This is a genomic window from Pseudomonas sp. NPDC078416 (assembly GCF_050268485.1).
Taxonomy (GTDB): domain Bacteria; phylum Pseudomonadota; class Gammaproteobacteria; order Pseudomonadales; family Pseudomonadaceae; genus Aquipseudomonas.
Genome location: NZ_JBNNGV010000015.1, coordinates 45,768 through 62,174 on the forward strand (window position 1 = coordinate 45,768; position 16,407 = coordinate 62,174).

Annotated in this window: 2 protein-coding genes (1 of these 2 cut by a window edge); both read right to left on the minus strand. The window is 64.6% G+C overall.

Annotated elements, in window-relative coordinates:
* Complete coding sequence (locus tag ACQKEN_RS14975) at window positions 1-1,431, minus strand: aspartate aminotransferase family protein (RefSeq protein WP_427686567.1); 1,431 nt, start codon at window positions 1,429-1,431, stop codon at window positions 1-3.
* A protein-coding gene (locus ACQKEN_RS14980; RefSeq protein WP_427686569.1) for a non-ribosomal peptide synthase/polyketide synthase crosses the window boundary here: on the minus strand, window positions 1,424-16,407 show its 3' portion. It continues 1,222 nt past the right edge of the window; the window shows 14,984 of its 16,206 coding nt (coding positions 1,223-16,206); its start codon lies beyond the right edge, outside the window — the gene reads right to left on this strand; it ends in the stop codon at window positions 1,424-1,426. The genes ACQKEN_RS14975 and ACQKEN_RS14980 overlap by 8 nt, the downstream gene beginning before the upstream one ends.

A 16,407-nucleotide genomic window follows, 5' to 3' on the forward strand; every position in this document is an offset into this window, starting at 1 on the left:
TTAAGGCTGTTTGACGGCCGCTGAAACGGCGGCGGCAAAGATGTCGGCGATCTGGTCGATCTGCGCGGCGGTGACGATCAGCGGCGGCAGGAAGCGGATGACCGACGAGTGCCGGCCGCCCACTTCGATGATCAGTCCGCGTTGCAGGCATTCACGCTGAATCTTCGAGGCCAGCGCGCCGCTGTGGGGGAAGTGACCGAGGGCGTCGGGGCGGCCCTCGAGGTCGACCATTTCCACGCCGAGCATCAAGCCCATGCCGCGCACATCGCCCATCTGCGGAAAGTCTTTTTGCAGCGAGCGCAGGTGGCCGATCAGGCGTTCGCCCATGGCAGCGGCGTGCAGGTCCAGTTGCTGTTCGCGGACGATGCGCAGGGTGGTGGAACCGGCGACCATCGCGAGTTGGTTGCCGCGGAAGGTGCCGGCGTGGGAGCCCGGTTTCCACACGTCCAGGGACTTGTTGTAGACCACCACTGCCATCGGCTGGCCGCCGCCGATGGCTTTGGACAGCACCAGCACGTCCGGCACGATCCCCGCGTGTTCGAAGGCAAACGGCTTGCCGGTGCGGCCGACGCCACACTGGATTTCGTCGAGAATCAGCGGCACGCCGGCGTCGCGGGTGATGCGGCGGATTTCCCGCAGCCAGTTCGCCGAAGTCGGTACCACGCCGCCCTCCCCCTGCAGGGTTTCCAGAATCATCCCGGCGGGTGGCAACACACCGCTTTCCGGGTCGGTCAGCTGGTTCTCGATGTAGTGCAGACCGATGCGCTCGCCGGCCTCGCCACCGACGCCAAACGGGCAGCGGTAGTCGTAGGGAAACGGCAGGAACTGCGCGCCGCCGGCCATGCCGTCCAGATAGGTTTTCGGCCCGAGGTTGCCCATCAGCGCCAGGGCGCCCTGGGTCATGCCGTGATAGGCGCCGTGGTAGGCCATCAGGTTGCTGCGCCCGGTGGCGGTGCGCACCAGTTTCAGCGCCGCTTCCACCGCATCGGTACCGGCCGGGCCGCAGAACTGAATGCGCGCGTCCTTGGCGAATTCCTTCGGCAGCAGCGCGAACAGTTCGCTAATGAAGTCGTCCTTCGCTTCGGTCATCAGGTCCAGGGTGTGCAGCGGACGCTGGCCGTCGAGGGTGGCGCGCATGGCCTGGATCACCTCGGGGTGGTTGTGCCCCAGCGCCAGGGTGCCGGCGCCGGCCAGGCAATCGATGAACCAGCGCCCTTCGCTGTCCTGCACGTGAATGCCTTGGGCGCGCTTGAGTTCCAGGGGGATACGCCGCGGGTAGCTGCGGGCGTTGGATTCCACGGCAGCCTGCCGCTCCAGGCGCGGGGTCGGCGCAAAGCGGTAGTCGGCGTTGGCCACGGCGGTGTCCGGGCTGCTCGACAGCGCCTCGCTGTGGCGAGGGGCAATCGGCGTCACGTTGTGTTGGCTATGCATGTTCGTGCTCCTGGAAATCGTGGGAATGAGGGCGTTCGTTGACCTGCGCGAGGGCCTCGGCAAGTTGAGTGATGAACAGCTGATCACGGACGATCGAAAGGTGGTCGGCGTCGATCCAGGCAGAAACCTGCAAGCGAACACCCATGCCCTGCTCCAGAAGAGCCGGTGCGTTATCGTTATTTTCCGGCGAGCGCTCGGCCCACCAGGCGTAGACCGGCACGCTGAGGGCGTGGACCTGGCGGCATTGATTGGCCAGCTGGCGCATGTGCCGCTCGACGCCGAGCAACTGTTGCCAGTGCGCGTCGGCTTCCAGGCCTTCATCGCCAGCGTCCAGAGCCGGGCTTTCCGGGGCCGTTTCTGGAAGGACAGGACGCGGCTGGCCGGCACCCGGTACGTAGCCGTCGATCAGGCCGACGAACTCGACGCGCTTGCCGAGGCGGGTCAGCAGTCGGGCCATTTCCAGGACCATCGTCCCGCCCATGGACCAGCCGATCAGCCGGTATGGCCCGGACGGCTGTTGTTCGAGCAGCGCTTTGACGTAGTCCCGGGCCATTTGCTCGATAGAACTGTCGCGCCACTGGCCGTCCAGCACCTGACGGTTCTGGATGCCCCAGACGTCCCACTGCGCAGACAGCCGGCGGGCCAGTGCGTAGTAACCGACCACCGTGCCGCTGACCGGGTGCACACAGAACACCGGCGGCTTGTCGCTGGCGCCGCTGCTCAGACGAATCAGCGGATTCGGCGCGCCCTCGCGGCTGACAGGCAGGCTTTGCGGTGCTGCAGGTTGTGCAGACGGCAGGCTGTCCAGCAACGCCACCAACCCGTCGCGATAGGCCGTTTGCAGGCGTTCGATGGTCTTGCGCTGATAGCGCTGACCGCTGAAACGGAAGGTCAGCCCCAGTTGCCCGGCGAAGACCTGACCGTTGATTTCCAGCTCGCGATTAAGCGGCGTAGACGGATCCACCAGCGCGCCCGCCGACACCTTCGACGGCGTGAAGCGGCCATCGCCCAGGTCCTGATCAAACTGACCGAGGTAGTTAAACACCACCTTGGGTTCGGGCAGTGCGGCCAGTGACTGCCGCGCCGAATCGTCGCCCAGATAGCGCAGCAGTCCGAAGCCGACGCCCTTGTCCGGCAAGCCCCGCAGGCTGTCGCGCACGCTGGCGAGCGTCTGGCGTATATCGGCAGCAGCACGCACCCGCAGCGGGAACAGGCTGGTGAACCAGCCCACCGTGCGACCGACATCCAGGCCCTCAGCCAGGGCTTCGCGGCCATGGCCTTCCAGCGCAACGAGCGTGTCGGGCTGGCCACTCCAGCCTTTCAGTGCCTCGGCGAGCACCGCCAGCAGGATTTCATCGGTGCGCGCCGCCAGTGCCGCCGGGGCTTCGCGCAGCAGACGATGGGTCAGCCCAGCGTCCAGCAGCAGCTCGCACTGTTCAAGGTCCTGTTGCGTGGCGCGGCCTTCCGGGTGGTCCACTGGCCAGAGCGGCTCGGAGTTGCCGACCTGCTCCCGCCATTGCGCCACTTCGCCTTGACGCGCAGGCGCCAGTGCCGCATCGACCAGATGCTGCGCCCAGCGCTGGAAGCTACTGGATTTTGGTCCGAGATCAACCGCACTGCCCGAAGCGACTTGGGCGTAAGCCCGCGCCAGATCCTCCAGCAGCACCCGCCACGAGACGCCATCCACCACCAGGTGATGGGCGACCAGCAACAGCTTTTGCCCCTCGGGCATCTGCGCCAGCACCACGCGCAACAGCGGACCGTCATGCAGATCAAGGCTGCGCTGGGCCTGTTCGCACAGCGCAGTCATGGCGCGCTCGTCGGCCACGTCACGCAGCCAGAGGCTGTCGGCAGCCGGCGTCGCTCGATACTGCTGCTGCCAGCAACCGTCGGCGTGCTGATGGAAACTCAGGTTGAGGCCGTTGTGGTGACTCAGCAGCGCGGCCAGCGCTTGGCTCAACAGCGGCGCTTCCAGCGGGCGCTGCACGTCCAGCAACAACGCCTGATTGAAGTGCGCGCGATTGCTCATCGGTTGCTCGAAGAAGTGCGCCTGAATCGGCGTCAACGGCAGCTCGCCGGTGGGCGCGTCTTCAATCAACGGCGCTGCGCTGGCCTCGATGACCGTGACGCGCAGGGCCAGATCCTTGAGCTGCGGATGGCTGAACACGTCCTTGGGCAGCAGCTTCAAACCCACCTGACGCAGACGGGTGATCACGGCCAGCGACTGGATCGAATCGCCGCCCAGTTCGAAGAAGCTGTCCTGACGGCTGATGGTTTCGACGCCCAGCAATTGCTGCCAGACCCTTGCCAGCTCGACTTCCCGCTCACCTTCCGGCGCTTCGAAGGCCTGACTGCGGACTTGCGGATCCGGCAGCGCGTTGCGATCGAGCTTGCCGTTGGGCAACTGCGGCAAGCGCTCCATGACCACGATGTGCGCCGGCACCATGTATTCCGGCAGGGTGTTTTTCAGCTGATTTTTGAGGCTGTCTTCCGACAGGTCATTACCGCCGACATAACCGAGCAACTGCTTGCCGTTGCCTTTGTCGCGGACGATCACCAGCGCTTCGCGCACGCCCTCGCAGGCCTTGAGCGCCGCTTCGATCTCGCCGGCCTCGATGCGGAAGCCACGGATCTTGATCTGGTGGTCGATACGGCCGAGGTACTCCAGCAGCCCTTCGCTGTTGAGGCGCACGCGGTCGCCGCTGCGGTAGATGCGTTCGCCAGCCCTGAACGGGTGCGGCAGGAAACGCTCGGCGGTCGCGCCGGGACGGTCCAGATAACCCCGCGCCACCGCGCCGCCCAGATAGAGTTCGCCAGCAATGCCCTGGGGCAGCGGGTTCAAATCCGCGTCCATCACGTAGCCCTGACGATCACCCACCAGATCACCGATCGGCGCGTAGGCGGTGGTGAAGTCGGCAGTCTCGGCGGAGGCCAGCCACAGCGTCGGCGTGACCACGGTTTCGGTCGGGCCGTAGCCGTTGATGATCCACAACGGCTGCAGATTACGGATCACGTCATGGAGCATTTCCCGGCTGAAGGCTTCACCGGCAAAACAGTAGGTCTTCACTCCCGGCCCTTTGCCCTGCACACCGGCCCAGTCGGACAGCTGACGCAGGTAGCTCGGCGGGAACGAGGCCACGGTGATGCCCTCGCGCATCAGCGTGTCGTAGGTCTGCTCGACGCTCCACAGTTCCTGGTCGCGCAACACCACCCGGGCGCCGTAGCACAGGGGCATCATCCAGCCTTCGTGGGCGCCGTCGAAGCTGATCGACAGGAAGTGGAACTTGCGGTCCTCCGGCGTGAAGCGATAACGCTCGCCGATGGTCTGGATGTGCATCGAGATGTCGGCGTGGGCGATGGCCGCGCCCTTCGGCTTGCCGGTGGAGCCCGAGGTGTAAATCAGGTACGCCAGTTGCTGCGGATGAATCACCACATCCGGTGCCGTCACCGGCTCGGACGAGCAATCGAGCTGATCGATATTGAGTACCGGCACATCACCCACCGGCACACGATCCAGCGCGGCATCGTGGCTGATTAGCAGCTTCACGCCGCCGTCTTCGAGCATGTAGCGCAGGCGCTCGGTCGGGTAATCAGGGTCGAGGGGGATATAAGCGCCGCCGGCTTTCAGCACGGCATAAAACGCCAGCCACAAATCAATCCCGCGCTCCATGGCAATCGCCACGCGCACTTCGGTGCCGATGCCCCGCGCGCGCAAGGCGTGGGCCAGCTGGTTGGCGCGGCGGTCGAACTCGGCAAAGGTCAGGCGCTGTTCGCCATGGACCAGCGCTATGGCGTCAGGCCGAATGCGCGCATGGTCGGCGATCAACTCATGGATCGGGCGATCCACGTAAGGCGAGAACGGCGGCGTGTTCCATTGGTCCAGCGCGGCCAGGTCCGTCTCGCCGAGCAACGGCAGATCGCCGATGGCAGCGTCGGGCTGGGCGCAAATCGCCTGCAGCAGCGTGACCAGTTGTTCGAACAAACGCGCCACGGTCGAGGCGTCGAACAGGTCGGTGGCGTAATCGAGGTAGCCGCTGATGCAGCCGTCGCGGTGCTCGAAGGTGCTGAGGACCAGATCGAACTGCGCGCCCTTGATGTCCCACGGGCGGGCGTCGCAGCTCAAATCATCGAACTGCAACAGCGACATATCCGGCTGTTGCTGGTGGTTGTAACTGACCTGGAACAGCGGGTTGACGCTGAGGCTGCGCGCCGGTTGCAGCGCTTCCACCAGTTGCTCGAACGGCAGGTCCTGATGGGCGTGGGCGCCGAGCAGGTTGTCCTTGACCTGAGCGAGCAGCGCGGTGAACGGCTGGTCGCCGCTGACCTGGGCGCGCAGCACCAGGGTGTTGACGAAGAAGCCGATCAGGCCTTGGGTCTGCACCTCGGCCCGCCCTGCCACCGGCACGCCGATGCGCAGGTCGCGCTGGCCGCTGAGGCGATAAAGCAGCGTGTCGAACGAGGCCAGGAACAGCATGAACAGCGTGGCATCGTGGGCTTTGGCGGTCTGGCGCAGCGTGTCGGCGAGATCTTGCGGCAGCACAAAGGCATGGCGCCCGCCTTTGCCGTCGCGCTCGGCGGGACGCGAACGGTCCGCCGGCAGCTCCAGCACCGGCTGTTCGTCACCCAGCGCCTCACGCCACCAGTTCAACTGGCGCTCGCGCTCGGCGCCGCTCAGGTATTCGCGCTGCCAAGCGGCGTAGTCAGCGTATCGCACGCTGAGCTCTGTAAGTTGCAGCTCAGCCAACTGCACATCGTTGCCTTGGGCGAACCGGCGATACAGCGCGGCGAAGTCTTCGAGCATGACCTGCACCGACCAGCCGTCCGAGATGATGTGGTGCATGCACAGCAGCAGGCGCCACTGATCGTCCGCGACCCGCGCCAGGGCCACCCGCCATGGCGCGCGCTCGGCGTCGAGGTCGAACGGCTGGTTCATGAAATCCTCTGCCAGCGCGTCGAATGCGGCTTCCGGCGCCGCGTCGTCGCGCAGGTCGTGACGGGCGATGTGTACGCTGGTGACCGGCAAAATCCGTTGCTGGGGCACCGCTTCGCCGTTTTGCATCGGTGACGGGCGGAAACAGGTGCGCAGGGTTTCGTGACGGGCCGCCAGGGCGTCAAAGGTCTGCTGCAGGGCGTCGAGTTTCAGCGCGCCGCTGAGGTTGAGCACGCACGGCAGGTTGTACGCGACGCTCTCCGGTTCCAGTTGCGCGAGGAACCACAGGCGCTGCTGAGCGAAGGACTGCGGCGCGAATTCCCGGTCGGCACGAAGATGCAGAGCCGGCATCGCCGTGGCGACGGCCTGGGTGTTCAGGTAGTGAGCGAGGTCAGCCAGCACCGGCGACTCGAACAGCGCGCGCAGGGGCAGCTCAAGTTTCAGGTCGCGGCGGATCTGCGCCACCAGTTGAATGCCCAGCAACGAATGCCCGCCGAGGGCGAAGAAGTTGTCCTGACGGCCGATCTTCGCGAAGCCGAGCAGGTCTTGCCACAGGGCAGCGAGTTGGGCTTCAACCCCGGCCAGCGGCGCTTCGAAAGCCCGTTGCTGGATCTGCGGGTCGGGCAGCGCTTTGCGGTCGAGCTTGCCGTTGGCCGACAGCGGCAGGCTGTCCAGCCTGACAAAGTGCGACGGGACCATGTAATCCGGCAGGCGCTGTTTCAGTTGGCTGCGCAGGTGTTCTTCGTCGAACGCCTCGGCGACCAGATAGCCCACCAGCTGCATGCCAGTGCTGAGTTCACGGGCGATGACCACCGCTTCATTGACCGCCGGATGATCCAGCAAAGCCGCTTCGATCTCGCCGATTTCCACGCGCAAGCCGCGCAGTTTGATCTGGTGATCGAGACGGCCGAGGTATTCCACCACGCCGTCGGCACGCCAGCGCGCCAGGTCACCGGTGCGATACAGCCGCTCGCCGGTGCCGAATGGGCTCGCCACGAAACGCTCGGCAGTCAGGCCAGGACGCAGGTGATAACCCCGCGCCAGACCGTCGCCGCCGATGTACAGCTCGCCCGGCACGCCGATGGGTTGCGGGTTGAGGCGGTTGTCGAGGATGTGGATGTGCAGGTTGTTGATCGGGCGACCGATGGGCACGGAAACGCCCGGCTCATCAACGCAGGTCCAGTGGGTGACGTCGATGGCCGCTTCGGTTGGGCCATACAAATTGAACAGGCCAGCGTGTGGCAGGCGCTGCAGGGTTTCCCGGGCCAGATCGGCAGGCAAGGCTTCGCCGCTGCACACGATGCGTTTGAGGGAAGCGCAACCGGTGAGATCGTCCTGAGCCATGAAGGCCCCGAGCATCGACGGCACGAAATGCAGCGTGGTGATCTGCTGTTGTTCGATCAGCGTCTTCAACACCAGCGGATCGCGATGATCACCCGGCTGGGCGACCACCAGATGCGCACCGACCATCAACGGCCAGAAGAACTCCCAAACCGACACATCGAAACTGAACGGCGTCTTTTGCAATACCGCGTCTGATGCGTCGAGGGCGTAAGCCTCTTGCATCCAGGCCAAGCGGTTGAACAGCGCGGCGTGAGTGTTGCCCGCGCCCTTCGGTTTCCCCGTCGAGCCGGAGGTGTAAATCATGTAGGCCAGTTGCTCGGGGTGCAGCTCTACAGCAGGCGCGGTGAAGGGATAAGACGCCAGCGCCAGATGATCCAGATTTACGACACGAAGGCCTTCGACAACTGGCAGATCAGCGACCACCGCATCGTGGCTCAGCAGCAAGCCGATCCCGGCGTCTTCGAGCATGTAGCGCAGACGATCCGCCGGGTACTCGGGATCCAGCGGCACATACGCGGCACCGGCTTTGAGCACGGCATACAGCGCAACCACCATCTCTACGGAACGCAACGCCGCCACGCCCACCAGCGATTCGCGCCCGACGCCCTGCTCCCGAAGGTAATGGGCCAGCTGATTCGCACGCTGATCCAGCTCGCGATAACTCAACACCTGCTCGCCAAAGCTCAACGCCTCCCGCTCAGGGTGCATCTGCGCCAGCCGCTCAAAATGCCAATGCACAAACGGCTCCGAGTCCCACTCCCGCGCCGTGTCGTTGACCAACGCCAACTGCGCGCGGTCTTCGGCATCGAGCAATTCAAAGTCACCAATCGCCGCATCCGGCTGCTCGATCAACTCGGCGAACAGTTGCTCAAAGCGCCCATGCAAGCGCTCGATACTGCCGTGTTCAAACAGATCCGTGGCGTAAGTCCACGATCCACCCAGCCCGCCGTCGGCGTCTTCATGGGTGTTTAGCGCCAGGTCGAACTGGCTGCTGCCATCGTCCAGCGGCAGCACGTCGGCGCGCAGGCCGGGCAGACCTGAAAGGGATTCGAAATCACGCTGCTGATGGTCGTACGCCACCTGGAACAACGGGTTATGGCTCAGGCTGCGCGCAGGTTGCAGCGCTTCGACCAGTTGCTCGAACGGCAGGTCTTGATGGGCCTGGGCACCGAGGGTTCGCGCCTTGGCATGCTCCAGCACCTGAAGATAGGTCTGCTCGGCAGATACCTCGGCGCGCAGCACCTGGGTGCTGACGAAGAAGCCGATCAGCCCTTCGACTTCCAGCCGCGAACGGCCGGCAATCGGCACGCCCATGCGCAGGTCGTTCTGTCCGCTCAGGCGATGCAGCAATACCTGGTACGCCGACAGGATCGCCATGAACGGCGTGACGCCCTGCTGTTTCGCGAACTCGCGCAGGCGCTGACTGAACGCGGCATCGAAGGCGAACAGCACGCGGTCGCCGCGGTAGCTTTGCTGGGGCGGACGCGGCCGGTCGGTCGGCAGCTCCAGGACTGGATGCTCGTCGCCCAGTTGCTCGCGCCAGTAATTCAGCTGCTTCTCGCCCTCGCCCGCCGCCAGCCATTCGCGCTGCCAGGCGGCGAAATCGGCGTATTGCACCGGCAATGGCGTGAGTTGCGGCGCGCGGTTTTCCACGGCGGCGCGGTACAGCTCGCAGAATTCCTGCAGCAGCACACGCACCGACCAGCCGTCCGAGATCATGTGGTGCAGGCACAGCAGCAAGCGCTGTTCGTCGGCCGCGACACGCACCAGCGCCAGCCGCCAGACCGGGCTGCACGACAGATCGAACGGGCGCTTGACGAAGGCTTGGGCCAAGGCGTTGAAGGCGGTGTCGACATCCCCTTCATGGCTGATATCTATTCGCTCAATCTGCACAGACTGGGCAGGCTCGATTTGCTGCATCGGCACGCCATCGACCGCCAGGAATCGTGTGCGCAGCACTTCATGGCGCGCGGTCAGGCCGTCGAATGCCGCCTGCAATGCAGTCTCGTTCAGCTCGCCGCACAAGCGCACGGCGCCCGGCAGGTTGTAAGCGTGACCGCCGGGTTGCAGCTGATCGAGGAACCACAGGCGCTGCTGGGAGAACGACTGCACGGCTCGTTCCTGCTGGCGTGGGGTCAGCTCAAGCTGCTTGGCATCGGTGTGCCCCAAGCCCGCAATACGCTGGGCGAAATCGCTGAGGCGCGGCGCGTCGAACAGGGCACGCAACGGCACGCTCAGTTGATGCTCATGGCGCAGCCGGGAGATCAGTTGCATCGCCAGCAGCGAGTGGCCGCCAAGCTCGAAGAAGTGATCGTTGCGGCCGACGGCGTCGATGCCCAGCAGTGGCTGCCACAGCGCCGCCAATTGCTGTTCAAGCACCGTTTGCGGCGCCTGGTAATCGCTGGAGATCACCTGCGGATCGGGCAGCGCGTTGCGGTCCAGTTTGCCGTTGGGCAACTGCGGCAAACGTTCCATGATCACGATGTGCGCCGGCACCATGTATTCCGGCAGGGTGTTTTTCAGCTGTTGCTTGAGGCTGTCCTCGGCCAGACCGTTGCCGCCGACATAACCCAGCAGGACCTTTCCGTTCGCGCTGTCACGGACAACGACCAAGGCCTCGCGCACGCCGTCACAGGCTTTCAGCGCCGCTTCGATCTCACCGGCCTCGATGCGGAAGCCACGAATCTTGATCTGGTGGTCGATACGGCCGAGGTATTCCAGCAGCCCTTCGCTGTTCAGACGTACGCGGTCGCCGCTGCGGTAGAGGCGCTCACCGGCCTTGAAAGGATGCGGCAAGAAGCGTTCGGCCGTTGCGCCGGGACGGTCCAGATAACCCCGCGCCACGGCGCCACCCAGATAGAGTTCGCCGGCAATCCCTTGGGGCAGCGGATTGAGGTCCGCGTCCATCACGTAGCCTTGGCGATCACCCACCAGATCCCCAATCGGCGCGTAGGCGGTGGTGAAGTCGGCAGTGTCGGCGGAGGCCAGCCACAAGGTCGGCGTGACTACAGTCTCGGTCGGGCCATAGCCGTTGATGATCCACAGCGGCTGCAAATTGCGAATCACGTCGTGGAGCATTTCCCGGCTGAAGGCTTCACCGGCGAAGCAGTAAGTTTTCACGCCAGGCCCCTTGCCCTGCACACCGGCCCAGTCGGACAGCTGACGCAGATAGCTCGGCGGGAAGGAGGCCACGGTGATGCCTTCGCGAATCAGCGTGTCGTAGGTCTGCTCGACGCTCCACAGTTCCTGATCGCGCAGCACCACGCGGGCGCCGTAACACAGCGGCATCATCCAGCCTTCGTGGGCGCCGTCGAAGCTGATCGACAGGAAGTGGAACTTGCGGTCCTCCGGCGTAAAGCGATAACGCTCGCCGATGGTCTGGATGTGCATCGAAATGTCGGCGTGGGCGATCGCCGCGCCTTTCGGCTTACCGGTCGAACCCGAGGTGTAAATCAGGTAAGCCAGTTGCTGCGGATGAATCGTGACGTCCGGGGCCGTGAATGGCTCGCATGAGCAGTCCAGTTCGTCCAGATTAAGCAATGGCACATCACCGACCGGTACCCGATTCAGCGCGGCATCGTGGCTGATCAACAGCTTCACACCGCCGTCTTCCAGCATGTAACGCAGGCGCTCGGTCGGGTAATCCGGGTCGAGCGGAATGTACGCCCCGCCAGCTTTGAGCACGGCATAAAACGCCAGCCACAGATCAATCCCCCGCTCCATTGCGATTGCCACGCGGACTTCGGTGCCGATGCCCCGGGCGCGCAAGGCGTGGGCCAGTTGATTGGCACGGCGGTCGAACTCGGCAAAGGTCAGGCGTTCATCGCCATGGACCAGCGCGATGGCGTCGGGCCGAATGCGCGCGTGGTCGGCGATCAGCTCGTGAATCGGCCGATCCACGTAGGGCGAAAACGGCGGCGTGTTCCAGGCGTGCATGGCGTCGATGTCGCCTTCGGTGAGCATCGACAGCTCGCCGATGCGCGCCTCGGGGAAGCGGCAGAGGCCGTCCAGCAATGCCTGAAAATGCCCGCACAAGCGCTCGATCTGTTCGGCGCTGAACACGTTGCTGTGGTAGTTGACGTGCACATGGGCGTGCTCGCCCGCCACCACCGCCAGGCTCAGCGGGTAGTGGGTCTTGTCGCTGAGTTCAACGGAACCCAGGTTGACGCCGTTGGCCTGCTTGTCCCGCAGCACCGCGTCCACCGGGTAGTTCTCGAAGACCAGCAGGCTGTCGAACAGGTCGCGACCGGCGTGGCCTGCGTAGCGCTGGGCCTCGAACAGTGGCGTGTGTTCGTGTTCGCGCAGCTCCAGATTGTGCGCTTGCAGGTCGTTCAGCCAGTCGCCGACCTTCTGCTGCGCCTCGGGCGCCTGCACCAGCGGCAGGGTGTTGATGAACAGCCCGAGCATGCGCTCGATGCCCGGAATCTGGGCGGAACGGCCGGACACGGTGGCGCCGAAGGCGACCCGCTGCTGCCCGGTGTAGCGCTGCAACAGCAACACCCACACCGCTTGAATCAGCGTGTTGACGGTCACGCGCTGACGGCGGGCGGCGCTGTTGAGCAGTTCGCTGTTCAGGTCCATGGACGTGACCCGCACCTGGTTCGGCAACGGCTCGCCGGTGCTGGAGGTCGGCGCGGTCAGCGCCGCCGCCATCATCGTTGGCTGGTCGAAACCGGCCAGGTGGGTCTGCCAGAAGGTCTTGCTGCCCTCGGCGTCGCGGCTCAGCAGCCATTGGACGTAATCGGCGTAATGCCCGGCAGGTTGCGGCGTGGCGTCGGACATGGCCGCCTGAATCACTTCGCCCAGCACTGCCGCGCTGCTCCAGCCATCCAGCAGAATGTGGTGGAAGGTCCAGACCAGTTTCCACAGCGTCTCGCTCTGGCGAACCAGCAAAACGCGCATCAGCGGCGCGGCGTGCAGGTCAAACGGGGTCTCGCGCTCGGTGGCCAATACGTCGGCCAATGCCTGATCGCTGCTGCGCAGGTCAAGTTCGCGCACCACCAACGCCGCATCGCGACGAATCAGTTGCACCGGTTGTTCGCTGCCGGACACGCGCAGGAACGCCGCGCGCAGGATCGGATGACGCTGAACCGCTGCCGCCCACGCCGATTTGAATCGGGTCACCGGCAGGTGTTCGATGTCCAGCGCCACCTGATTGATGTACAGATCCCGCGCGCTGCCCTCTCCGGCGATCTCGCTGCCGCTCAGTTCGGTGTGAAACAGCAGGCCCTGCTGCATCGGCGTCAGCGGATACAACTGTTCGATATCCCAGGCGGCGACCGGCAGTGCGTCGAGTTGTGCCTGAGTCAGAGCGAGTGCCGGGAAGTCCGACGGGGTGACCGCAGAGTGATGGCGGCAGTGTTCGATCACTTCGTCCAGCGCTTCGCCGTAGGCATCAAGCAGCCGCTGAATCGACGCCGACTCATGGCGTTCGCCACTGAAGCTGCAGGTCAGGCTGAACTGACCGTCACGGATTTGCGCATCCATGGACAGCTCGCCATTGAGCGGCGCATCGGCGGCGCGCTGGGCACCGCTGCCCTCCTCGGCCAGGCTGAAGAGCCCGCTGCTGTGTTGCAGCCGACCCATGTAGTTGAACAGCACGCAGCCGTCCAGCGCCGGCAAGGCTTCGCCGCGCAGATGGCGCAACAGGCCATAACCCAGGCCGCCATTAGGCACGGCGCGCAGGGTTTCCTTGGTGTGTTTAAGCGCGGCGTCGAGGTCGTCGTGGGCGTACAGGCTGACCGGGTACAGGCTGGTGAACCAGCCGACGGTACGCGCTGGATCAACGCCGTCGAACAGGTCTTCGCGGCCGTGGCCTTCCAGGGCGATCATCGCCTGGGACTCGCCGCTCCAGCGCTTCATCGCCCGCACCAGTGCGGTCAACAACAGGTCGTTGATCTGCGTGCGATAGGCCGCCGGGGCCTCGCTGATCAGTTTCTCGGTGCGCACGGCGTCCAGTTGCAGATGCAGTTGGCGCACATTGTTTTGGCGCGCTTCGCCCTGTGGATGGGCGCAAGGCAACGCAGGTGCGGACGGCAGGCTGCGCCAGTAATCGGCTTCGGCCAGCACGGCATCGCTGTAGGCGAAATCCAGCAAACGGTTGGCCCAGCGCTGGAACGACGCGCTCTTGTTGCCGAGGTCGATGGCGAGGCCGGCTTGGGCCTGGGTGTAGGCGTTTTGCAGGTCCTCCAGCAGGACGCGCCACGACACGCCGTCGACGACCAGGTGATGCACCACCAGCAACAGACGTTCGCCGCCGTCGGGCAGGGTGAAATGCACGGCGCGCAGCAGCGGACCGTCTCGCAGATCGAGGCTGGCCTGGGCTTCGTCGCAGGCTGCATTGAGTTGCGCGAGGCTGCATTCACGCTGCCACAACAGACCGTCGGGAGCCTGCTCGTCAGCTGAAAGCTCTTCAGCAGAAAGGCGGGCGCGATAGCGTTGCTGCCACTGGCCGTTGTCCTGCTGCACAAAGCGCATCCGCAGCGCGTCATGATGGTTAAGCACGGCGTGAAGGGCCTGGATCAGCGCCGGGAGGTTCAGGACTTCATTCGGGGTCAACAGCAGCGACTGGTTCCAGTGGCTGCGGTTACGCATTGGCTGCTGGAAGAACCAGTGCTGAATCGGGGTCAGCGGGATGTCGCGGTTCAGCTCGATGCGCTCGACCGCGGGCGCATCCTGACTGACCACCTGAGCGACCTGGGCCAGTTCGGCGATGGTCTGGCGTTCGAACATCTGCCGGGGCGACAGCACGATGCCGGCCTTTCGGGCGCGGGAGATGATTTGCAGGCTGAGGATCGAGTCGCCGCCGAGGGCAAAGAAGTTGTCCTGGCGCCCGATTTGCGCGACGCCGAGCAGGTCTTGCCACAGCGCGGCCAGCTGGGTTTCGACTCCGGCCAGCGGCGCTTCGAAGTCACGTTGTTGAATTTGTGGGTCTGGCAGCGCCTTGCGGTCGAGCTTGCCGTTGGCCGAGAGCGGCAGGCTGTCCAGCGTAACGAAGTGCGCAGGCACCATGTAATCCGGCAGGCGCTGTTTGAGCTGGGTGCGCAGATGCTCTTCGTCAAACTCATCGGCGACCAGATAACCGACCAGCTGCATGCCAGTGCTGAGCTCACGGGCGATGACCACTGCTTCGCTGACGGCTGGGTGATCGAGCAAAGCGGCTTCGATCTCGCCGATTTCCACGCGCAAGCCGCGCAGTTTGATCTGGTGATCGAGACGGCCGAGGTATTCCACCACGCCATCGGCACGCCAGCGGGCCAGGTCACCGGTGCGGTACAGACGCTCGCCTTGACCAAACGGGCTGGCAACGAAGCGCTCGGCGGTCAGACCGGGGCGCAGGTGATAACCGCGCGCCAGGCCGTCGCCGCCGATATACAGCTCGCCCGGTACGCCGATGGGTTGCGGGTTGAGGCGGCTGTCGAGGATGTGGATGTGCAGATTGCTGATAGGGGCGCCGATCGGGACAGAAACGCCCGGCTCATCAACGCAGGTCCAGTGGGTGACGTCGATGGCCGCTTCGGTCGGGCCATACAGATTGAACAGGCCGGCATGGGGCAGGCGCTGCAAGGTTTCCCGGGACAGATCGGCGGGCAAGGCTTCGCCGCTGCAGACGATGCGTTTCAGGGAAACGCAGCCAGTAAGATCGTCCTGTGCCATGAAGGCACCGAGCATCGACGGGACGAAGTGCAGCGTGGTGATGTGCTGTTGTTCGATCAACGATTTCAACAACAGCGGATCGCGATGATCCCCCGGTTGAGCAACGACCAAGCGCGCGCCCACCATCAACGGCCAGAAGAACTCCCACACCGACACGTCGAAACTGAACGGTGTTTTTTGCAGCACAGCGTCTGAAGCGTCGAGCCCGTAAGCGTCCTGCATCCACGCCAGACGGTTGAACAGCGCTGCGTGGGTGTTGCCGGCGCCTTTGGGTTTTCCGGTCGAACCGGAGGTGTAAATCATGTAGGCCAGTTGTTCGGGGTGCAGCTCTACAACCGGTGCCGTGACGGGTTGCGCGGAGAGATCACGCTGATCCAGATTCAGCACACGCAGCCCTTCAACAACCGGCAGGTCATTGATGACCGCATCGTGGCTCAGCAGCAAGCCAATCCCGGCATCTTCCAGCATGTAGCGCAGACGATCAGCCGGATATTCCGGGTCCAGCGGCACATACGCGGCGCCGGCTTTGAGCACCGCATACAGCGCAACGACCATTTCCACCGAACGCAACGCCGCCACGCCCACCAGCGATTCGCGGCCGACGCCCTGCTCCCGAAGGTAATGGGCCAGCTGATTCGCCCGCTGATCCAAGTCGCGATAACTCAGCACCTCATCGCCAAAGCGCAACGCCTCGCGCTCGGGATGTACCTGCGCCAGCCGCTCAAAATGACGATGAACAAACGGCTCCGAATCCCAGTCCCGCGCTGTGTCATTCACCGCCAACAACTGCGCGCGGTCATCGGCATCCAGCAACTCAAAGTCACCGATCGCCGCATCCGGCCGCTCCAGCAACTCGGCAAACAGCTGCTCAAAACGCCCATGCAGCCGCTCGATGCTGCGGTGATCAAACAGATCCGTGGCGTAGTTCCAGTTGCCCGCCAGTTCCCCCGCCGCGTTTTCCCAAGTGTGCAGCGCCAGGTCGAACTGGGCGCTGCCGTTGTCCAGGGGCATCAGCGTGGCGTTGAGGCCGGGCATCAGTTGCAGCG

What these genes read in the sequence shown, in the direction of transcription:
- ACQKEN_RS14975 (WP_427686567.1), bottom strand. Translation starts at nt 1,431, where the DNA reads ATGCATAGCCAACACAACGTGACGCCGATTGCCCCTCGCCACAGCGAG.